Annotated in this window: 20 protein-coding genes and 1 pseudogene; 9 read left to right on the forward strand and 12 right to left on the reverse strand. The window is 63.3% G+C overall.

Annotated features, from left to right (window positions below; all coding sequences use genetic code 11):
* Positions 1-45: 45 nt before the first annotated feature.
* From IVA96_RS29050 to glsA, 5 genes are all read right to left on the reverse strand, one after another.
* Positions 46-1,362, reverse strand: coding sequence for an amidohydrolase family protein (locus IVA96_RS29050; RefSeq protein WP_247280107.1), 1,317 nt, complete (start codon positions 1,360-1,362; stop codon positions 46-48).
* A 57-nt stretch (positions 1,363-1,419) separates the two neighbouring features.
* The gene (locus IVA96_RS29055; RefSeq protein WP_346347917.1) at positions 1,420-1,794 is read right to left on the reverse strand and encodes a DUF308 domain-containing protein; all 375 of its coding nucleotides are present in this window, start codon (positions 1,792-1,794) and stop codon (positions 1,420-1,422) included.
* Complete coding sequence (locus tag IVA96_RS35925) at positions 1,689-1,973, reverse strand: hypothetical protein (RefSeq protein WP_346347916.1); 285 nt, start codon at positions 1,971-1,973, stop codon at positions 1,689-1,691. Before IVA96_RS35925 ends, IVA96_RS29055 begins: the two co-directional genes overlap by 106 nt.
* A gap of 359 nt (positions 1,974-2,332) precedes the next feature.
* Positions 2,333-4,000: an MFS transporter gene (locus IVA96_RS29060; RefSeq protein ID WP_247420728.1), complete on the reverse strand. Its 1,668-nt coding sequence runs from the start codon at positions 3,998-4,000 to the stop codon at positions 2,333-2,335.
* 69 nt (positions 4,001-4,069) lie between these two features.
* Positions 4,070-5,065, reverse strand: coding sequence for a glutaminase A (glsA, locus tag IVA96_RS29065; protein WP_247420731.1), 996 nt, complete (start codon positions 5,063-5,065; stop codon positions 4,070-4,072).
* A gap of 365 nt (positions 5,066-5,430) precedes the next feature.
* Here glsA and IVA96_RS29070 point away from each other — a divergent pair, with 365 nt between their 5' ends.
* Complete coding sequence (locus tag IVA96_RS29070; protein ID WP_247296348.1) at positions 5,431-5,625, forward strand: hypothetical protein; 195 nt, start codon at positions 5,431-5,433, stop codon at positions 5,623-5,625.
* A 33-nt stretch (positions 5,626-5,658) separates the two neighbouring features.
* Here IVA96_RS29070 and IVA96_RS29075 read toward each other — a convergent pair whose 3' ends face one another.
* Positions 5,659-6,366, reverse strand: a complete 708-nt coding sequence (locus IVA96_RS29075) for a GntR family transcriptional regulator (protein ID WP_247280061.1) — start codon at positions 6,364-6,366, stop codon at positions 5,659-5,661.
* Positions 6,367-6,622: 256 nt separating this feature from the next.
* Between IVA96_RS29075 and IVA96_RS29080 the strand changes: the two genes are divergently transcribed.
* From IVA96_RS29080 to IVA96_RS29105, 6 genes are all read left to right on the forward strand, one after another.
* Positions 6,623-7,609 carry an ABC transporter ATP-binding protein gene (locus IVA96_RS29080; protein ID WP_247280062.1) on the forward strand — a complete coding sequence of 329 codons (987 nt, stop codon included), beginning with the start codon at positions 6,623-6,625 and terminating at the stop codon, positions 7,607-7,609.
* Positions 7,610-7,651: 42 nt separating this feature from the next.
* Entirely contained in the window at positions 7,652-8,941 is a 1,290-nt protein-coding gene (locus IVA96_RS29085; protein ID WP_247280063.1) for an extracellular solute-binding protein, read from the forward strand.
* Positions 8,941-9,900, forward strand: a complete 960-nt coding sequence (locus tag IVA96_RS29090) for an ABC transporter permease (RefSeq protein ID WP_247280108.1) — start codon at positions 8,941-8,943, stop codon at positions 9,898-9,900. The genes IVA96_RS29085 and IVA96_RS29090 overlap by 1 nt, the downstream gene beginning before the upstream one ends.
* 3 nt (positions 9,901-9,903) lie before the next feature.
* Positions 9,904-10,782 (forward strand): ABC transporter permease, encoded by an 879-nt coding sequence (locus IVA96_RS29095; RefSeq protein WP_247280064.1) that lies wholly within the window; start codon positions 9,904-9,906, stop codon positions 10,780-10,782.
* A 4-nt stretch (positions 10,783-10,786) separates the two neighbouring features.
* Positions 10,787-11,518 (forward strand): aspartate/glutamate racemase family protein, encoded by a 732-nt coding sequence (locus tag IVA96_RS29100; protein ID WP_247280109.1) that lies wholly within the window; start codon positions 10,787-10,789, stop codon positions 11,516-11,518.
* Positions 11,519-11,696: 178 nt separating this feature from the next.
* The gene (locus tag IVA96_RS29105) at positions 11,697-12,191 is read left to right on the forward strand and encodes a hypothetical protein (protein WP_247280065.1); all 495 of its coding nucleotides are present in this window, start codon (positions 11,697-11,699) and stop codon (positions 12,189-12,191) included.
* Between the two features lie 187 nt (positions 12,192-12,378).
* On the opposite strand, the gene IVA96_RS29110 is transcribed toward IVA96_RS29105, so the two are convergent.
* Both IVA96_RS29110 and IVA96_RS29115 read right to left on the reverse strand, forming a co-directional pair.
* A complete protein-coding gene (locus IVA96_RS29110) occupies positions 12,379-12,729 on the reverse strand; it encodes a hypothetical protein (RefSeq protein ID WP_247280066.1) in 351 nt (116 codons plus the stop codon).
* 103 nt (positions 12,730-12,832) lie between these two features.
* A pseudogene (locus IVA96_RS29115) lies at positions 12,833-13,173 on the reverse strand (hypothetical protein).
* Positions 13,174-13,298: 125 nt separating this feature from the next.
* Between IVA96_RS29115 and IVA96_RS29120 the strand changes: the two are divergent.
* Entirely contained in the window at positions 13,299-13,463 is a 165-nt protein-coding gene (locus IVA96_RS29120) for a hypothetical protein (RefSeq protein ID WP_247280068.1), read from the forward strand.
* Positions 13,464-13,514: 51 nt separating this feature from the next.
* On the opposite strand, the gene IVA96_RS29125 is transcribed toward IVA96_RS29120, so the two are convergent.
* Together IVA96_RS29125 and IVA96_RS29130 are read right to left on the reverse strand one after the other, a co-directional pair.
* On the reverse strand, positions 13,515-14,045 hold the full coding sequence (locus IVA96_RS29125; protein WP_247280069.1) for a gamma carbonic anhydrase family protein: 531 nt from the start codon (positions 14,043-14,045) through the stop codon (positions 13,515-13,517).
* A 95-nt stretch (positions 14,046-14,140) separates the two neighbouring features.
* Positions 14,141-14,470, reverse strand: coding sequence for a hypothetical protein (locus IVA96_RS29130; protein ID WP_247280070.1), 330 nt, complete (start codon positions 14,468-14,470; stop codon positions 14,141-14,143).
* 222 nt (positions 14,471-14,692) lie between these two features.
* Here IVA96_RS29130 and IVA96_RS29135 point away from each other — a divergent pair, with 222 nt between their 5' ends.
* The gene (locus tag IVA96_RS29135) at positions 14,693-15,400 is read left to right on the forward strand and encodes a hypothetical protein (protein ID WP_247280071.1); all 708 of its coding nucleotides are present in this window, start codon (positions 14,693-14,695) and stop codon (positions 15,398-15,400) included.
* A 585-nt stretch (positions 15,401-15,985) separates the two neighbouring features.
* Here the strand turns inward: IVA96_RS29135 and IVA96_RS29140 are convergent.
* On the reverse strand, positions 15,986-16,204 hold the full coding sequence (locus IVA96_RS29140; RefSeq protein ID WP_007602550.1) for a DUF3126 family protein: 219 nt from the start codon (positions 16,202-16,204) through the stop codon (positions 15,986-15,988).
* Positions 16,205-16,330: 126 nt separating this feature from the next.
* Positions 16,331-17,155, reverse strand: a complete 825-nt coding sequence (cysE, locus tag IVA96_RS29145) for a serine O-acetyltransferase (RefSeq protein ID WP_247280072.1) — start codon at positions 17,153-17,155, stop codon at positions 16,331-16,333.
* Between the last annotated feature and the right edge of the window lie 24 nt (positions 17,156-17,179).

Consider the following 17,179-nt stretch of genomic DNA (forward strand, 5'->3'; position numbering starts at 1 on the left):
ACCATCCGGCGCAGGCGACAAGCGGCGCAGATACGCGCGCGCGTGTCAGTGCTCAAGACTGTTTTTGTAGATCCTGCCGTCCTTCATGATCACCACAAAATTCTTCGTGGGATCTTCGATGAGCCTGATGTCTTCGAGCGGATTGCCGTCGACGAGCAGGAGATCGGCGAGCGCCCCCTCCTCCACGACGCCGAGCTTGCCGGGATAGGGATCCCGCAGACCGGAGAGGCGCAGCAGTTCCGCATTGGTCGACGTCGCCATAGTCAATGCTTCGGCCGGCGTGTACCAGCGCGTGAGCGCGCTCAGCAACGCACCTTGCTTGTCCGCCAGTGCCTTCGAGAACAAGACGTCGGTGCCGAACGCGGTTTTGATGCCGTACTTTCTTGCCAGCGCATAAAGGCGGTCAGTGCCGGCAACCACCTGCCGCATCTTGTCCTGTTCGGCAGGCCCAAGCGCGGCCGCGCCGGCGAGATCGAGGAACGGCTGTGTGCTCAGCCATATTCCCTTTTCCGCCATCAACCTCGCGCTCGCCTCGTCCATGAGGTGACCGTGCTCAATGCATCTGACGCCGGCCGCGATCGAGCGTTGGATCGCGACCGGGGTATAGGCATGGGTCGCGACATAGGTGCCCCAATTGTCGGCCGCCTCGACCGCGGCGCGGAGTTCGGGCTCGGTGAAGGTCGAGACATCGAGCGGGCTGAACGGCGACGCGACACCACCGCCCGCCGCAAGCTTGACCTGCGAAGCGCCTTGCATCAGTTGCTCGCGCGCCCGCATGCGGACCTCGTCGGGACTGTCGGCGACCATGCTGCCGCCGATCCGCTCCATGCGGCTGAGCATGCCGCCGATCGTGCGCGGCAGATCCGAAAGCTGACGAAAATCGCCATGACCGCTGGTGATGGTGATCATTGCGCCCGAGGGATAGATGCGAGGGCCGGCAACGAGATCTTCGTCGATGGCCTGCTTCAGTCCGAACGAGGGGCCACCCATATCGCGCACGGTCGTGAAGCCGCGCATCAGCGTCGCAGTTGCCTCGGCCGCGGCGAGCAGATTGTTGTAGCCAACATCGCCTGCGAGCGCGGCCATCGGCGTCGGGCGCACCAGCATCGCATGCCAGTGTGCGTCGATCAGCCCGGGCATCAACACGCGGCCACCGCCGTCGATTACCAGACCGGCAGCAGTGGCTTCGCCAATTGAGATTTTCTCGATGGTCTTGTTCCGGACAAGAACGCTGGATGGTGCAGAGAGCGAAACGGACTTGCCGTCGAATATCCGGACGTTGCGGAACAGGATAGCGGGGTCCTGCTGCGCCGATACCGGTGACGGAAGACCGAAGACGCCTCCAACGAACCAAAGCGCCATGACAGCCCGCAGGAGCGTCGCCGGCCTACGCCAACTCATATGTAATCTCCGCAGCGCTTACGCAGGCTTTGCCACAGGGAGCCACGCAAAAGTCAGCCACCCGATGCCATGAGACAACAAGTCGATGCCGAGCAACAGTCCCAGAACCCACAGCCCGGTCATCGGAAAGCCCGTCAGGATGATGAGTCCCGCCAGAACACCAAACACGCCCGACGCGAATATGATGCCGCCGCCCTGCTGCCAGCGGCCGATGCCGATCAGCATGCGTACGACACCGGAGACCAGGAGCGCAATGCCGAGCACATAAGTGAGCAGGAGCGCTCCGGTCAGCGGCTGGGTGACCAGAACAATGCCGAAGGCAATATAGAGCATGCCGAGGATGATCTGCCAGACGAAGCCGCCCCAGCCCTTGGTCCAGAAGGCGTGGAAAATTTCGAAAGCGCCCGCGGCCAGCCAATGAACAGCGCACTGACCACGGTGAAGAACGCGATGTCGCCGAGCACCATCAGCCCTGCGAGCACCATGAACAGACCCAGCAGCACACAGACCCAGCGAGGCGGTTGCGGCAGGCCCGTCGCGCCCATGGGTGCGCTATTGTCGTAAGTGGTCATGACATCCTCCTCGGTTTACCTCCAACGCCATCCGCAATGACGGCGGCCACGGTGCCACCAGCACTCCCAGCGCCGACGCCGCCGATGCCATGATGGCGGGCGAGGCCGTGGACGTTGTGGCGGCCGACGCGCTGGGCGTTGGCCGGGGTCCTGTAACGGACGGGCAGTCTGCTGCGCAAAGGTGCCGGCAGCGGGCTCGCGCCTGCTCGGAACGGGATGATCCTTTGGCTCCGGCAGGGCCACAGCATCGTACGACCCTAGGGTCACTCCTGCACCAGCGACCATCACGCCTCCCAACAGCATCCGCAACGCGGCGCGTCGATCCATCTCGCTTACTGATCTCATTCCTGGGTTCACTTTCACGAAATCCTCTGCCCTTCTTCAACGCAGGCTCTCGCAGGGGCTTCATCGATTGGGATCTCACCCGGCAGGTAGTTAGGAAGTTGTCCGGCCGGGATAATCGCAATCAGGGCGAGACCCGCCATGATCAAGAGTCCAATCTTGAGCGCCCGCAGGCGTGCCTCGGTGTTCACCCGCACGGCTTCCGCGACCTGCTGCGGCGATCCGCTCGTGCCTTCCAGCACGGTGCGCAGGCGGTCGTTGCTGACGAAGGTGATGTTGTCGAGATCGACCTGGGCCTGAAGCTCCGGCGTCAGCACGGGACTTGCCGTGATCCTGCCGAGTGCGATGGTGCTGAGTAGACCGACCAGAAGAGCTCCTGCGACCGCGGTCCCGACTGCGGCGGCAAGATTTTGCGTCGTGCCGCGCAAGGAGCCGACGTCACCGGCGAGTGCTTTTGGAGACTCTGTCACGAGGACGTTGAACAGCAGCGTCACCAGCGAGCCCTGACCAATGCCGAACAGGAAAAGCCCGAACAGCACGGGAATTTCGCTCCAGTCGTTGCGCACGACAAAGGCGAGCCAGACCAGCGCGATGGTGCAAACCGAAAACCCGTAGCGACCGATCTGGCGCGGCGTTAGTCGCTCGTAGACATTGACGATCAGCATCGCCGAGAAGAAGACCGTGAGGTTGAACGGCATCATCGCAATAGCGGTCGCAAGCGGCGAACGCCCCTGCACGATTTGGATATAGAGCGGCACCGTGAAGTTCAGTGCAGCCTCCAGCGCGACCACCGCGAACAGCGCAAAGACCGCGCAACGCTCCTCCGGCGAGTCGACTACCGCCAAGGCCAGCAGCGGCGTCTTGCCGGCGGCTTGCCGCCTGTGCGTCCACAGCAGGAATGCCTGGCCCAGCACGATGCCGAGCAAGATCATGACTGGGGCGGGCGAAAGGCCGAACAGATCAAACGGTGCGTTCGGGGTCGCCACCGCGAGCCCCCAGCCGTTCAGATTGTTGAAGCCGAAGCTGATGAGGATGATCGCGGTCGCGGCGAGCATCACGCCGACGAGGTCGATCTGCACGTCAGGCCGACCGTGGTCAGGTTTGAGGCGGAAGCTCATGAGAAAAACGATAGCGGAGGCCGCGATCAGAATTCCGAACGCCGGCCGCCAGCCGATATAGGTTCCAAAGACGCCGCCGACCACAAACGCCAGCACGCCGGCAGCCGCACGGGCCGAGCCGAGCGCACCCAGCGCGGTTGCCTGCTGGCGGCCCGCATAATTCTCGGCAATTAGCGCGACCAGCGAAGGCACGATCACCGAACCCGAGGGACCGCACAGCGCTTGCGCGGAAATCATGACCGATGCGGACGGGCTGAACGTCATCATGAGCTGTGAGACGAAGAACAGCACGACCGCGCCGCGGAACACATGCACCGCGCCAAATCGTTGAGCAAGCTTGGCGCCGAGCATCACGAAGCCGGCAACCAGCATGGAGTAAGCTACGATGCCTGTCGCGACTGTCGTGGGCGCGACGCCAAAGCTCTCGACCATTCCACCCATGGCCACCGGCAGCGAAGCCACGTTGAATGACATGATCATCTGGCCGAGCGCGATTGCGATCATGGGAACCCATGAGGCGCGCTCCTCCTGGTGAATGCCGCCGATCGACATTGTCTGCGTGGCCATGGCGTCCTCCAGCTTGATCGGCGTTGCGACCGGCCAGGCTATGAGCCGACCGATCCTTTCAGCATCGGTTCACTCTTCTGGTTTCGATACGAACAGATCCATTCCCAGCCGCTGCGACAGGAACTTTGCGGCGAGTTGCCCCCGCACGCTGTTGCCGGCGGCATCGAGCGGCGGCGCGAAGGTGCCGAAGCCGCCCTTGCCTGGGGACACCGCGACGATGCCGCCGCCGATCCCGCTCTTGCCCGGCAGGCCGATGTCGTAGAGCCAGTCGCCGGAGGTCTCGTAGAGCCCGGCTGTGATCATAACAGCCAATGCGTAATGGCAGATCGAGGCATCGACGACGCGCTGCTTGGTCACGGGGTTGACGCCGCCGTCCGCGAGCGTTGCGCCCATGACCGCGAGGTCGCGCGCGCTCACATTCAGAGAGCACTGCCGGGTATAGAGATCGGTCGCTTCCTTTGCGTCGCAGTAGATGCGGTCATAGCTCTCCAGAAGCCGCGCTATGCTGCGGTTGCGAAAATTGGTCTCCGACGCCGAGGCGTAGACCTCTTCGTTGAGCGGCAGCGTGCGGCCGGCAAAGCGCGACAATCCGTCATGAATGAATGCCCATCGCGCCGCGGCGGTAGCGCCAGGCGCCAGGCTGGTCGTCGCAATCGCGCCGGCATTCACCATTGGGTTGGTACGGCCGCTGCCCTGCTCAATCGCGGCGAGCGAGTTGAATGGGAGACCGGTCGCGTTCGCGCCGAGCTTGGCGCGGGCCTCCTCCGGCCCGATGGCCTCGCAGACCAACGCGAACAGGAACGGTTTTGACACGCTCATGATGGAGAATTCGTAGTCGGCATCGCCAGCGCCGAAGATCTGCCCGCTTGTCGCAACGACACAGACGCCGAACAGCTCACTCGGCACGCGCGCGAGCGCGGGGTAGACCTGCGAGTTGGTTCCATCATGATTTGCTTGAAATCGTCGCTGTGCCTCGGTCACCAGCGACTGCACGGCGTCCGCGCCGGGCAGATGGCCGGTCGAGACGTAAGCCGTCTCTCGTTCGTCAACCAGAGGACGCGCCATGGCACCACTCCGTAGAACGGATTCAACTGATGTCGGCTCCGTTCTAGAACTCGACGCTCGCCACCAGTTGATTCCCCCAGCTCGAGCGAGTCAATTTACAACCACAAGGCGATTTTGCAGGCCTGCCATACGACTCCACAAGAGATGCAGCGACCGCGCGATGCAGCGGGAATTTCTGGCATATGCGTAAGCCTCGCTGTCGAGCCATGTATCGAACTCTATTCAAAAGCAAATACCGACCGAGATAAGAATCAAGGTCAGATTGTAATTCGCTTGCGCTGGAGTACGATCATGCGCGGCTGCGAAAGGATCATTGGGCGAAAGAGAAGCGCGAAGAAATCCACATTATATAAACGAGGCGTAACATGGTGGCACAAACGACTGACGGACATGTCCTGCTGGTCAAAAAGCTCGGCGGCCTCTTCGCAATCATCATCGGATGCTTGCTGACCGCAGTCGGCGTGACCTTCGAATCCAGCGGGACGACTTTCTTCGGCGTTCTCTTCCTGGTGCTTGGCGCGGGTTTACTCGTGCTGAAAATCGTCAAACGAAACGAATGATCTTCGTTGCCATAGGCAACTGACGCGGTTCGCTCAGGCGCCGAGCACATCGACCAGCCGCAGCTCATCGGCAGCGGGATCTTTCAAGAACAGCTCGGCCTCGATCTCGGTCAGATGCGACAGCATCTGTGCGCGGGCCGCCTCTCTGTCGCGCTTGCGGATCGCGGCGACGATGCCGGCGTGGTGATCGGTGCCGCAGGCCGGCGTGTCATGGCGGCGGTAGAGCAGGATGATGAGCGAGGAACGCGCGATCAGCTCCTTGAGGAAGCCGAGATAGATGCTGTGGCCACTCATCTCGGCGACCAGACGGTGAAACTCGCCGGAGAGGCGGACCGAGGCGCGCGCGTCGCCGCGCAGTTCGGCCTCGCGTTCTTCGGTGAGATGGCGCTGGAGACGGTCGATCCAGGCCGGCGATACCGCGTCGATGGCGTGACCAATGATCGTCGGCTCAATCAGGCGGCGCGCCTCGAACACTTCGCGGGCATCCGCAGGCGTCGGACGTGCGACGAAGGCTCCGCGGTTCTTCTCGATGTTGACGATGCCTTCATGCGCGAGCTGCTGCAGCGCGGTGCGGACCAGGGTACGGCTGGCGCCGTAGATGTCACCGATCTCGTCCTCGCCGAGCTTCGTGCCGGGTAACAGGCGGTGCTCGAGGATCGCGGCGGTCACGCCCTCCCGAATACGACTGACGCGATCGCTCGCGTCCGGCACGTCGAATTTCGGGCGGGTCTTGGCGGCCATGGATGTCAGGCTCGATCGAGAACGTTCGGCTGCGAATGTTAGTCGACGAGCTGTATCCAATCACAGGCGAAACTTTATACAATCTTCGCCCGTTTTGTGTGCAGGTGATTGCGCAGGCGGCAGGCAGCCCGGATCGGCCAGATTCAATCTAACGATCTGACTCCGCTGCACAGTTTTGAGAAATTGACCGCCGAGAGCCGTTGGCACGGACCTTGCGGAGAGAGGCGGGAAGCATCGCCCTCCCGTCGGACACGCCATGGCCACTCCTGCCGCTCTCGAACTGGTTGCCGTCACCAAACGCTACGACGCGACGCTGGCGGTCGAGGATGTCAGCCTGAAGATCCCGGCCGGCACCTATTGCTGCCTGCTCGGCCCCTCCGGCTGCGGCAAGACCTCGACCCTGCGCATGATCGCGGGCCATGAGGCCGTCAGCGAGGGCGACATCATCCTGGGCGCGCAGAACGTCACCGACGTTGAGCCCGCCAAGCGCGGCACGGCCATGATGTTTCAGTCCTATGCGCTGTTTCCGCATCTCAGCGTCATCGATAACGTCGCTTTTGCGCTGAAGATGCGTGGCATCGACAAGCCGACGCGCCACAAGCGCGCCGGCGAATTGCTCGAACTGGTGGCGATGAGCCCTTATGCCGGACGCCTGCCCGCACAGCTCTCCGGCGGCCAGCAGCAGCGCGTGGCACTCGCCCGCGCGCTGATCACCGAGCCGCAGATTCTGCTGCTCGACGAGCCGCTCTCTGCGCTCGATCCCTTCCTGCGGGTGAAAATGCGGGGCGAATTGAAGCGGCTGCAGCGCGAGCTCGGCATCAGCTTCATCCAGGTCACCCACGGCCAGGAAGAGGCGATGGCGCTCGCCGACCACATCGTGGTGATGAACCACGGCAGGATCGAGCAGCAGGGCACCGCGCGCGAGATATTCCACCGTCCCCGCACCGAATTCGTGGCGCGCTTCATCGGTGGCCATAACGTGCTCAACGATTCCGGCAAGCTGATCGCGGTGCGCGCCGATCAGCTCGGCATCGTCCCGTTCACTGACGGCGCCTTCGGCGCGCCGGCGCTTTTGACCCAGACCGAGTACCAGGGCTCCTTCATCGCTGTCTCGCTCACGCTCGACGATGGCACCGCCCTGTTCTCCCACGTTCCCGAGGCAACCTTCGACGTCCACCCGTTCCGTCCGGGCGATCGCGTGCTGGCCACCTGGGATCCCGCCAAGGCGCAACGCCTGCAATAGCGCCGATCGATCACTGGAATGCGCAACAGAGGAGTGACTGATATGACCGAGACCACCAGGACGAAGGGCGTCAGCCGCCGCACGCTGCTCAAGGGCACTGCAGGTCTTGCCGGCCTCGCCGCCGGCTCCGGCGCGATCACCGGCTTTCCATATGTGAAGTCGGCCGATGCGAAGGTGCTGCGCTATCTCGGCACCGCCGTAAACGAGGGCGACGACATCTCCAAGCAATGCCTGAAGGACACCGGCATCAAGATCGAATACATCACCGCGACCACCGACGACGTCACCAAGCGCGTGATGACCCAACCGAACTCCTTCGACGTGCTGGACACCGAATATTTCTCGCTCAAGAAGATCGTGCCGTCCGGCAACATCCTTGCCCTCGACGCCAAGAAGATCAAGGAATTCGACAACATCACGCCGGTCTTCACCAAGGGCGAGACGCCCGGCGGCAAGAAGATTGGAGGCCAGGGCACCGCGCCCTGGAAGGTGCTCTATCTCGAAGGAAAGGACTCCAAGAAGTTCGCGACGTCGGCGACTGAATTCGTCACGCTGATTCCGACCGTCTACAACGCCGACACGCTGGGCATCCGTCCCGACCTGATCAAGCGCCCCATCAGCTCGTGGTCCGAGCTGCTCAATCCCGAATTCAAGGGCAAAGCTTCGATCCTCAACATTCCCTCGATCGGCATCATGGACGCCGCCATGGTCGTGGAGGCCTCCGGCAAGTACAAATATGCCGACAAGGGCAACATGACCAAGGAAGAGATCGACCTCACCATGAAGGTGATGACCGAAGCCAAGAAGGCCGGCCAGTTCCGTGCCTTCTGGAAAGACTTCAACGAGAGCGTCAACCTGATGGCTTCAGGCGAGACCGTCATCCAGTCGATGTGGTCGCCGGCGGTGACGAAGGTGCGCTCGATGGGGATCCCCTGCACCTTCCAGCCGCTGAAGGAAGGCTACCGCTCCTGGGCCTCGGGCTTCTGCGTCTCCAAGGGCGTCTCGGGTCCCAAGCTCGAATGGGCCTACGAGTTCGTGAACTGGTTCTTGTCCGGCTACGCCGGCGCCTACCTCAACCGCCAGGGCTACTACTCTGCCGTGCTCTCCACCGCGAAGGCGAACATGGAGCCTTACGAATGGGCCTACTGGATGGAAGGCAAGCCGGCCGAAAAGGACATCAAGGCGCCCGACGGCTCGCTGCTCGAGAAAGCTGGTGCCGTGCGTGACGGCGGCTCCTACGAGGACCGCATGGGCGGCGTCGCCTGCTGGAACGCGGTGATGGACGAGAACGACTACATGGTCCGCAAATGGAATGAGTTCATCGCGGCGTAATCGACATGTCGGAAGAGGTCCTGCAACAGGCGGCCCCGGGCTTGATTCCGGGGTCGGGCACAGCGCGCGCCGCAAAACTGACGCGGCTGTCCCCGTCCTTCATCTCCTGGCTCCAGGCCGGGCCGATGATGCTGGTGTTTCTCGCCTTCTTCCTCATCCCGCTCGTCTTCGTCGTCATCGTCTCGTTCTGGGACTACAACGAATACCAGCTGCTGCCGGCCTTCTCGGGCCGCGGCTACACCGACACGTTCGAAGGCTGCATCGCGCAGCTCCCCGATCTCTGCACGATCGGGCGCACCTACGTGATGACGCTGAAGCTGTGCTTCATGGTCTGGGCCATCACGCTCTTCATCGGCTTCTGGGTCGCCTACTTCCTCGCCTTCCACGTCAAGTCCAAGACCTGGCAGATGGGATTGTCGCTGCTGTGCACGATCCCGTTCTGGACCTCCAACGTCATCCGCATGATCGCCTGGATCCCGTTGCTGGGCCGCAACGGCCTGGTCAATTCCGGCCTTGTCAAAGCAGGACTTATCAACCAGCCACTGGAATGGCTGCTGTTCTCCGAATTCTCCGTGGTGCTGGCGCTGGTCCACCTCTTCACCTTCTTCATGGTGGTGCCGATCTTCAATTCGATGGTGCGCATCGACAAGTCGCTGATCGAGGCCGCCTATGACGCCGGCGCGAGCGGCTTCCAGACGCTGGTCAACGTCATCATCCCGCTGGCAAAGCCCGGCATCGTGATCGGCTCGATCTTCGTCATTACCATCGTGATGGGCGACTTCATCACCATCGGCGTGATGGGCGGCCAGCAGATCGCCGCCGCCGGCAAGATCATCGAGACGCGGGTGAACGCGCTGCAATTCCCGGCCGCCGCGGCGAACGCCGTCATCCTGCTCGCGATCACTTTCTTGATCATCACCATGATGTCGCGCATCGTCGACATCAAGAAGGAGCTCTAGAGCATGAAGGAAGGACGCCCGCGCTCTTTCTACGTGCTCGCGATCTTCTTCGCGGCCTATGTGCTGTTTCTCTATGGCCCGATGATCGCGATCTACGTGCTGTCGTTCCAGGGGCCGCAGGGCGGCCTCACTTTCCCGATGAATGGCGTGTCGACCTTCTGGATCGCGAAGCTGTTCCAGGGCACCGGCATCGTCGATCTCGGCGCGGCTTTCCACCGCTCGCTGCTGCTCGGCATCATCGTGATGATCCTCACCGTCGTGCTGTCAGTCGCCGCCGGCATGGCCTTCCGCCGCAAGTTCAGGGCGCAGAGCATCCTGTTCTATTCGGCGATCGCAAGCCTGATCGTGCCCTCGATCATCACCTCGCTCGGTATATCGCTAGAGTTCCGCATCATCGACGACTTGATCAAGGCGCACTGGAACGAAAACTTCGAGACCTCGATGGGGCTGCTCACTTCGGGCCTCGGTGCCCACCTGACCTGGACGCTGCCGTTTGGCCTCTTGATCATGTTCGCGATCTTCAACCGCTTCGACCCCAGGCTCGAGGAAGCCGCACGCGATCTCGGCGCGACGCCGTGGCAGACGTTCCGCCATGTCGTGCTGCCGATCATATTGCCATCCGTGATCGGCATTGGCCTATTCGGCTTCACGCTATCCTGGGACGAACTCGCCCGCTCGAGCCAGGCGATCGGAGCTGTAAATACATTGCCGCTGGATCTGCAGGGCCTCACCACCACCGTGACGAACCCGGACATTTATGCTCTCGGCACCGTGATCTCCGCCGTCTCGTTCACGGTGATCGCGCTTGCGCTCGGCACCATCCACATGCTCAACAAGCGGCAGGCGGCCAAGGGCTCGGACGCTGGCAAGGGACTTGTCTGATCCGATGCGGCTTCACGTCGTCAATCCCAATACCACTGTTGCGATGACGACGAAGATCGCCGCTGCCGCGCGCTCCGTTGCCCTGCCCAGCACCGTGATCGATGCGCGCCAGCCGGCGATGGGCCCGGTCTCGATCGAGGGATTTTACGACGAGGCCTTTGCCGTGCCCGGCATGCTCGGCTGCATCCGCGAGGCTGATCGCGACGGCGCGGATGCGCACGTCATTGCCTGCTTCGATGACACCGGCCTCGACGCGGCGCGCGCCGCCGCGAAGGCCCCGGTGATCGGCATCGGCGAAGCCGGCTTTCATATGGCAAGCCTGATCGCTGCGCGCTTCGCCGTGGTGACGACGCTCGCTGTCTCCATCGTGCCGATCAAACATAATTTGCGAAAATACGGTCTCGCCGAACGCTGTGCCCGCGTGCGCGCCGCCGAGGTCCCCGTGCTCGCGCTCGAGGAGCGCAATGCCGATGCCGTCGGCCAGATCTCCGCGGAGATCTCGGCCGCGATTCGTGATGACCGCGCCGAAGCCATCGTGCTCGGCTGCGCCGGCATGGCTGATCTCGCCGCCGAGCTGGCCGCCACGCACGGCCTGCCCGTCGTCGACGGCGTCGCGGCCGCCGTGACGCTGGCGGAATCAGTGGTGCGGCTCGGGCTGACGACGTCCCGGCTCGGGCCCTATGCCGCGCCGCGGTCGAAGACCTATTCCGGGCCGTTTTCGCAATTTCAGCCCTGATCCGTGGTCCCGACGGGCCTTCGGACGCTTCAACTCCCGCTGATTGCTGGTTTTTTTGCCCTTAGCCTCTTTTTGGTCCCATTCCTTGCCGAAACGTAAGGCTTTCGGGACGCCCCGGTGATCCTCTGGGTTGCCGGTCTTCGCCACTCACCAAGTTTCAATTTGGGTTTTGTCAGCGATGATCGATCTCGCACAGGACACACCATCCGCCCCTCTCCTTCGCCTCGGCGCCCAGCCGATCGCGCTGACCGCGGCCGCGCTTCTCCTGCTGATCGCCGGCGTGACCTCGATCGCGGGCTGGCGTGCCTATACCGGCGCGGCACCGGAGACCGACCGGCTGGTAGCATCGCGGCAGCTCCAGGCCCGCACCGCACAGGCGTCCGAGCAACTCGTCGAGAAGACCAAAGGGCTGGAGGCGACCCAGCAGGAATCGATCGACCAGCTCCAGGTCGTGCAGGACCAGCTCCAGACCATGAAGCGGCTGATGGCGGCGCAGCAGGCCGACACCAAGCGCCTGTCCGAGCAGGTCGCGGCGCTGAACGAGTCCGTCGACGGCTTACGGCAGTCCTTTGCCAGCACCCGGGCCAGCGAGGCCGAAACACCCTCCGTTACCCGCAGGAAACCGGCGCGGCACCGCGTTCAGGCCAGCGCGGGCAAGCGGTCGCGCGGCTGAGCAACTCACGACACCGACGAATTTTTTCGACTTGTGAACTGGATCACATTCGCGCGTGTGATTCCGCGCGATGCTTGCGATACCGGATGGCGTGAGCCGATTTCAATGTCCGGGGCTGGCAAGGTCGTTGACGGTATACTGCGTCAACGGCCTTGTTTTTTGGTGGGCCGGCTACTCGCCAAGGATGCTATTCGCAGACGTCCACGCGCCGGTATCGCCATCCCGAAGGCGTCATGACCCGCTTGCGAACGACGTAGCAGCCGCCGTAACCATCGTCATAGCCGGCACCATAATAATAAGGACTGCCGTAATACGGATAGCCATAGCCATAATAAGCGCCATAGTAGCCGGCGCCGGCAAGCCCCGCCCCGATCGCGACGCCCGGCCAGAAGCCGCCGCCGTGCCAATGGCCGTGGCCGCCATGCCAACCGCCACCGCCCCAGCCGCCATGGCCGAAACCGCGCGCCTCGGCCACTTGCGGCGCCGACAGCCCTACCGCCGCGACGGTCACCGCCGCCATGATCATCTTGCGTAACATCACTCGATCCTCCGCGTGGATACGCTCCACGCTTCAAAGCCGGATCAAGCTAATGTCAGTTCGACATTTCTGACAGCCACGCTGTCTCACTTCCGCGCGAGCGTCAGCAGCCGCGGCAGATGCTCTTCATCTCTTGTCGAGCAGCCGGTTCTCGGCGTTGACGGTGGCATCAGCCGCCCCACCTGCACCGCCGGTGGCGACTCCGGAGCCCGGGCCGGATGATTGAGCCGCACCCAGGCTGTTGGTCCCGGGCGGCGGGGCCGGCGAGTTGGCGACACCGCCCGTCGGTCCCGCGGAGCTTCCAGTCGATCCCACAGAGCCTGCGGTCGATCCCACAGAACCTCCGGTCGAGCTCGCAGAGCCTCCGGTCGATCCGGCAGAGCCGCCGGTCGCTTGCGCGAACGATACGGCCGGAATCGCCGCGAGTGCGAGGATCACCATCATGGTCTTGGTTGCGGACGATCTGGCAGACATTGGAAATTCTCCTTTGCCGGTCAACCGCTGCCGCGATCACCTGTTCCGGAACAAATGCCGTCACATCAGCTTGAAAGCGAGGAGGCCAAATCACGATGACCCATCGCGATCCCTTTGCTGAAGGCGAACGCGCTGCGCGCGAAAGCATCCCGGCAGAAGCCAATCCCTATTCGGACGGCAGCGACGAGCATGCGCTATGGGCCGCCGGCCACGAGAAGGTGGCAGGCGCGATCGAGGCACGCGAATCCGAGGGCATGTGACGATAGGTCGTCTGCAGCCGCACCGACTGGACCGACACGGCCCCGGGCATCTCAGCCGATCCGCTTCAAACCCTTCTTGAAGCGGGGACCGTTGGCCACGTAGAACTTGGCCGCACTCCCCATCTTCTGGACCTGGGCATCTTCGAGCGTGCGGATCACGCGCGCCGGCGAGCCAATGATCAGCGAGCGCTCGGGAAACTCCTTGCCCTCGGTGATGACGGAGCCGGCGCCGACGATGCTGTTGCGGCCGATCTTCGCGCCGTTCATCACGATCGCGCCCATGCCGACGAGCGCGCCCTCCTCGATGGTGCAGCCGTGCAGGATGACGTTGTGGCCGACCGTGCAGTTCCTGCCGACGTGAAGCGGGAAGCCGAGATCGGTGTGGCAGGTCGAGCCGTCCTGCACGTTGGCGCCTTCGCCGATCTCGATCCATTCATTGTCGCCGCGAAGCACCGCGCCGAACCAGACGCTCGCGCCCGGCTTCAGGCGCACACGGCCGATCAAGGTGGCGGTCTCCGCGATGAAATAATTGCCGTCGGCGGGAAGATCGGGCGCCTGCCCGTCGAGCTCGTAGATCGCCATGGAGGTCTCCTGTCAGGATGATCCTGGCATAGCGAAACGGCGGCCTGGACGCAAAGGGGCCGCCACGCGGAGCGTCAAGGGTCGCGCGGGAGGCGTCAGCCCAGCACGCCAGCTGCGCGCAGCGTCATCAGGAAGAAGGTGCCGCTCATCATGCTCCAGAAGCCGGCGATGAGGGTCGCCATCATCACGAATTCGGCGCGGCGGGTTTCCACACGGATGCCGCGGAGCGTGTTGCGCATGATGATGAAGGGCGCCGCGAAGACCAGGAAGGGCACGGCCGCGAAGGTCTTCGGCGCGACGCCGTCCTGCAACAAGCCGAAGCCGGCGGGACGCTGCGCGAACGCCTGGTATCCGTTCACGAGCGCGCCCGCGAGCGCGAAACCGATGCAGATCGAGAAGAAGGTATTGAGAGCTTCAGGTGTCATCGGAACGGTCCGCCCTTACGCGACGCTGGCGCCCACCTGTGACAAATCGTGCCGGTTAACGCTACATTATCCTTAAGGGAAGGTTAACGCCGCCCGCCAACCCGCGCAGGGGCCTTCCCGCTCTCCGCAGGTGGGGAGCGCTGCGCGAAATCGCCGGCACATGGCATATTCGCCGCTGATTCGTCGGCCAGCGGCCGACTGCGGCTTACCTTGCGCTAGCTCATGACGGTGTTTTCGGCAGCCTCCTCTCGCTCTCCCCGGACGCGCACCCGAGCGCACGTCGTCCCGATCGCGCTCGGCGGCGCCGCTGCGGCGTGCGCGGTCGCGCTCGTTGCCTATTTGCTGTGGCCGACCTGGGGCACGCGCGGTGCGAACGCCCCGGACAAGCTACCGGTGAGCGTCGGCGGCACCCTGTTCAACCTGCCTGTGACGGCGATCCGGATGAAGATCCAGCGACACTCCGGGCCGCAGGAGCGCATCGATCTCGATTTCCTCTATCCCTCGCTGGAACCGCCCGGCGCTCCGAAGCACGTCACCGCCGATACGGTGGAGGCGGCGGCGCAATCGATCGACCGCATCTTCCTGTCGATCGCGGCCCATCACGATGCACTCGCGCCCGAGCAGCGAACGGCCACGATCTATCCGCGCTATCTCGACCGGGCCGCGACGATGCCCGAAGAGGGCCTGACGATGCGGATGTTTCGCGCTGAGACCCCTTACGGCAGCGAGGATCTCTATTCCGCCGCAAGTCCGGCGCTGACCGCACGCTGCACCCGCGATGCGGCCACTCCCGGCATGTGCCTCTCCGAGCGCCGCGTCGGCGGCGCCGACCTCACCTTCCGCTTTCCGCGAAGCTGGCTGTCGCAGTGGCGAGATGTGGCGGAGGCGATGGAGAAGCTGACCGCGCAGCTGCGCGGGCCGAAGGGCTGAGCCGGGCCTCGGCTTGAAGGACGGGCTGGAGCCTCCCAAACAAAAACTGCGAAAACAACCCCATGCACAGTAGCCAAGCATTGGGGGCATCGGGGTTTTTCGTATTTTTCGAAATCTCAACTTGACCCGTCGGGCAAAACAGGGGCATGATGTCATCATGCTTTTCCTGCAGCTCGGCGCGTGTCCCCATCCCGGCGCGTGCGCGCATCGTGGAGCACACTGATCGCGACATGGTCGTGCATGCCGAGCTCGTCGATCGGAGGGCATCATCGTTGCCGATGCCGCGGCGCGGCTGCGCATTGTTGCAAAAAAGTCGAGTTGTGCAGCTGCGTCGCCAATGCCCGTCGTTGCGAGAGGCTTGTCCAGCTCAAGAACGGCGGCGAAACAATCACGACATATTGGGGCGCTGCATTCGCAGCTCGCGTGTCCCGGACGCGCTGCAGCGTTCTTACGCTGCTGCGACGCCGAGCCGGGATCCAGAAGGCACCGCACTCCGCTGCTGCATGGGGCCCCGGCTCTGCAGCGCATCGCCGAAGAGGCGCTGCGCTGCGTCCGGGGCACGAAGCCGAAGTCTCCGTGTCACCACTATTCCTGATCGACGAGATCGTCCTCGAGGATCGCCATCTGGAACTGGAACGAGCGATCGTCGTCCTCATCGTCGACGAAGAGCACGCCGATGAACTCCTCGCCGATATAGACCTCGGCGGAATCGTCCTTCTTCGGCCGCGGCACGACGCGAATCTTGGGATTGCCGAATACGCGCTTCAGATACGCATCGAGCTTTCTCACTTCCTTGACGTCCACGGCAAGTCTCCAATCGAAATCTAACGTGGCGGGGTTTACGACGAGACGCGACGAACCGCCAGCATGAATTGCCAACGAAATTTGGGAGGGAAAGGGTCGGAAAATCCTGTTCCGATCAAACGAAGATCAAAGTCCCATGGCGTTGATCATCTGATCCATGGTGCGCGACGGCTCGGCGCAGCCGGCTTCACCGACGATCTTGGCGGGGACGCCCGCAACCGTGACGTTGTGCGGTACCGGCTTGACCACGACCGAGCCGGCGGCGATGCGTGCGCAATGGCCGATCTCGATGTTGCCGAGGATCTTTGCGCCGGCGCCGATCAGCACGCCATGGCGGATCTTCGGATGACGGTCCTCGTTCTCCTTGCCGGTGCCGCCGAGCGTGACACCGTGCAGGATCGAGACGTCGTCCTCGATGACAGCCGTCTCACCGCAGACGAAACCGGTGGCGTGGTCGAGGAAGATGCCGCGGCCGATGCGCGCTGCGGGATTGATATCGGTCTGGAACACCGCCGAGGCGCGGCTCTGGAGGTAGTATGCGAAATCCTTGCGGCCCTTTAGATAGAGCCAATGCGCCAGGCGATGGGTCTGGATCGCATGAAAGCCCTTGAAGTAGAGCAAGGGATCGATGAAGCGCGAAGTCGCGGGATCGCGGTCGTAGACGGCAACGAGATCGGCGCGGAAGGCGTTGCCGAGATCGGGATCGTCGCGCAGCGCCTCGTCATAGGTCTGGCGCACAAGATCGCCCGACAGCGCGGAGTGATCGAGCCGGTCGGCGAGACGGTGAATCACGGAATCTTCCAGGCGACTGTGATGCAGCACCGTCGAATAGATGAAGGTCGCAAGCTCGGGCTCGCGATGGACGATGTCTTCCGCCTCGCTCCGGATCCGGTCCCAGATCGGATCGAGCGATGCGAGCTTTCCTCCCGGATTGACCTGATGCACTGACATGGGATCTGCTCTTTCGAATGGGCT

This window comes from Bradyrhizobium sp. 159, assembly GCF_023073795.1.
GTDB lineage: Bacteria > Pseudomonadota > Alphaproteobacteria > Rhizobiales > Xanthobacteraceae > Bradyrhizobium.

Excerpts from the sequence above, each read along its gene's own strand:
- IVA96_RS29050 (WP_247280107.1), bottom strand. The coding sequence starts at position 1,362 with ATGGCGCTTTGGTTCGTTGGAGGCGTCTTCGGTCTTCCGTCACCGGTA.
- IVA96_RS35925 (WP_346347916.1), bottom strand. The coding sequence starts at position 1,973 with ATGACCACTTACGACAATAGCGCACCCATGGGCGCGACGGGCCTGCCG.
- IVA96_RS29060 (WP_247420728.1), bottom strand. The coding sequence starts at position 4,000 with ATGGCCACGCAGACAATGTCGATCGGCGGCATTCACCAGGAGGAGCGC.
- glsA (WP_247420731.1), bottom strand. The coding sequence starts at position 5,065 with ATGGCGCGTCCTCTGGTTGACGAACGAGAGACGGCTTACGTCTCGACC.
- IVA96_RS29070 (WP_247296348.1), top strand. The coding sequence starts at position 5,431 with ATGGTGGCACAAACGACTGACGGACATGTCCTGCTGGTCAAAAAGCTC.
- IVA96_RS29075 (WP_247280061.1), bottom strand. The coding sequence starts at position 6,366 with ATGGCCGCCAAGACCCGCCCGAAATTCGACGTGCCGGACGCGAGCGAT.
- IVA96_RS29080 (WP_247280062.1), top strand. The coding sequence starts at position 6,623 with ATGGCCACTCCTGCCGCTCTCGAACTGGTTGCCGTCACCAAACGCTAC.
- IVA96_RS29085 (WP_247280063.1), top strand. The coding sequence starts at position 7,652 with ATGACCGAGACCACCAGGACGAAGGGCGTCAGCCGCCGCACGCTGCTC.
- IVA96_RS29095 (WP_247280064.1), top strand. The coding sequence starts at position 9,904 with ATGAAGGAAGGACGCCCGCGCTCTTTCTACGTGCTCGCGATCTTCTTC.
- IVA96_RS29100 (WP_247280109.1), top strand. The coding sequence starts at position 10,787 with ATGCGGCTTCACGTCGTCAATCCCAATACCACTGTTGCGATGACGACG.
- IVA96_RS29105 (WP_247280065.1), top strand. The coding sequence starts at position 11,697 with ATGATCGATCTCGCACAGGACACACCATCCGCCCCTCTCCTTCGCCTC.
- IVA96_RS29110 (WP_247280066.1), bottom strand. The coding sequence starts at position 12,729 with ATGTTACGCAAGATGATCATGGCGGCGGTGACCGTCGCGGCGGTAGGG.
- IVA96_RS29120 (WP_247280068.1), top strand. The coding sequence starts at position 13,299 with ATGACCCATCGCGATCCCTTTGCTGAAGGCGAACGCGCTGCGCGCGAA.
- IVA96_RS29125 (WP_247280069.1), bottom strand. The coding sequence starts at position 14,045 with ATGGCGATCTACGAGCTCGACGGGCAGGCGCCCGATCTTCCCGCCGAC.
- IVA96_RS29130 (WP_247280070.1), bottom strand. The coding sequence starts at position 14,470 with ATGACACCTGAAGCTCTCAATACCTTCTTCTCGATCTGCATCGGTTTC.
- IVA96_RS29135 (WP_247280071.1), top strand. The coding sequence starts at position 14,693 with ATGACGGTGTTTTCGGCAGCCTCCTCTCGCTCTCCCCGGACGCGCACC.
- cysE (WP_247280072.1), bottom strand. The coding sequence starts at position 17,155 with ATGTCAGTGCATCAGGTCAATCCGGGAGGAAAGCTCGCATCGCTCGAT.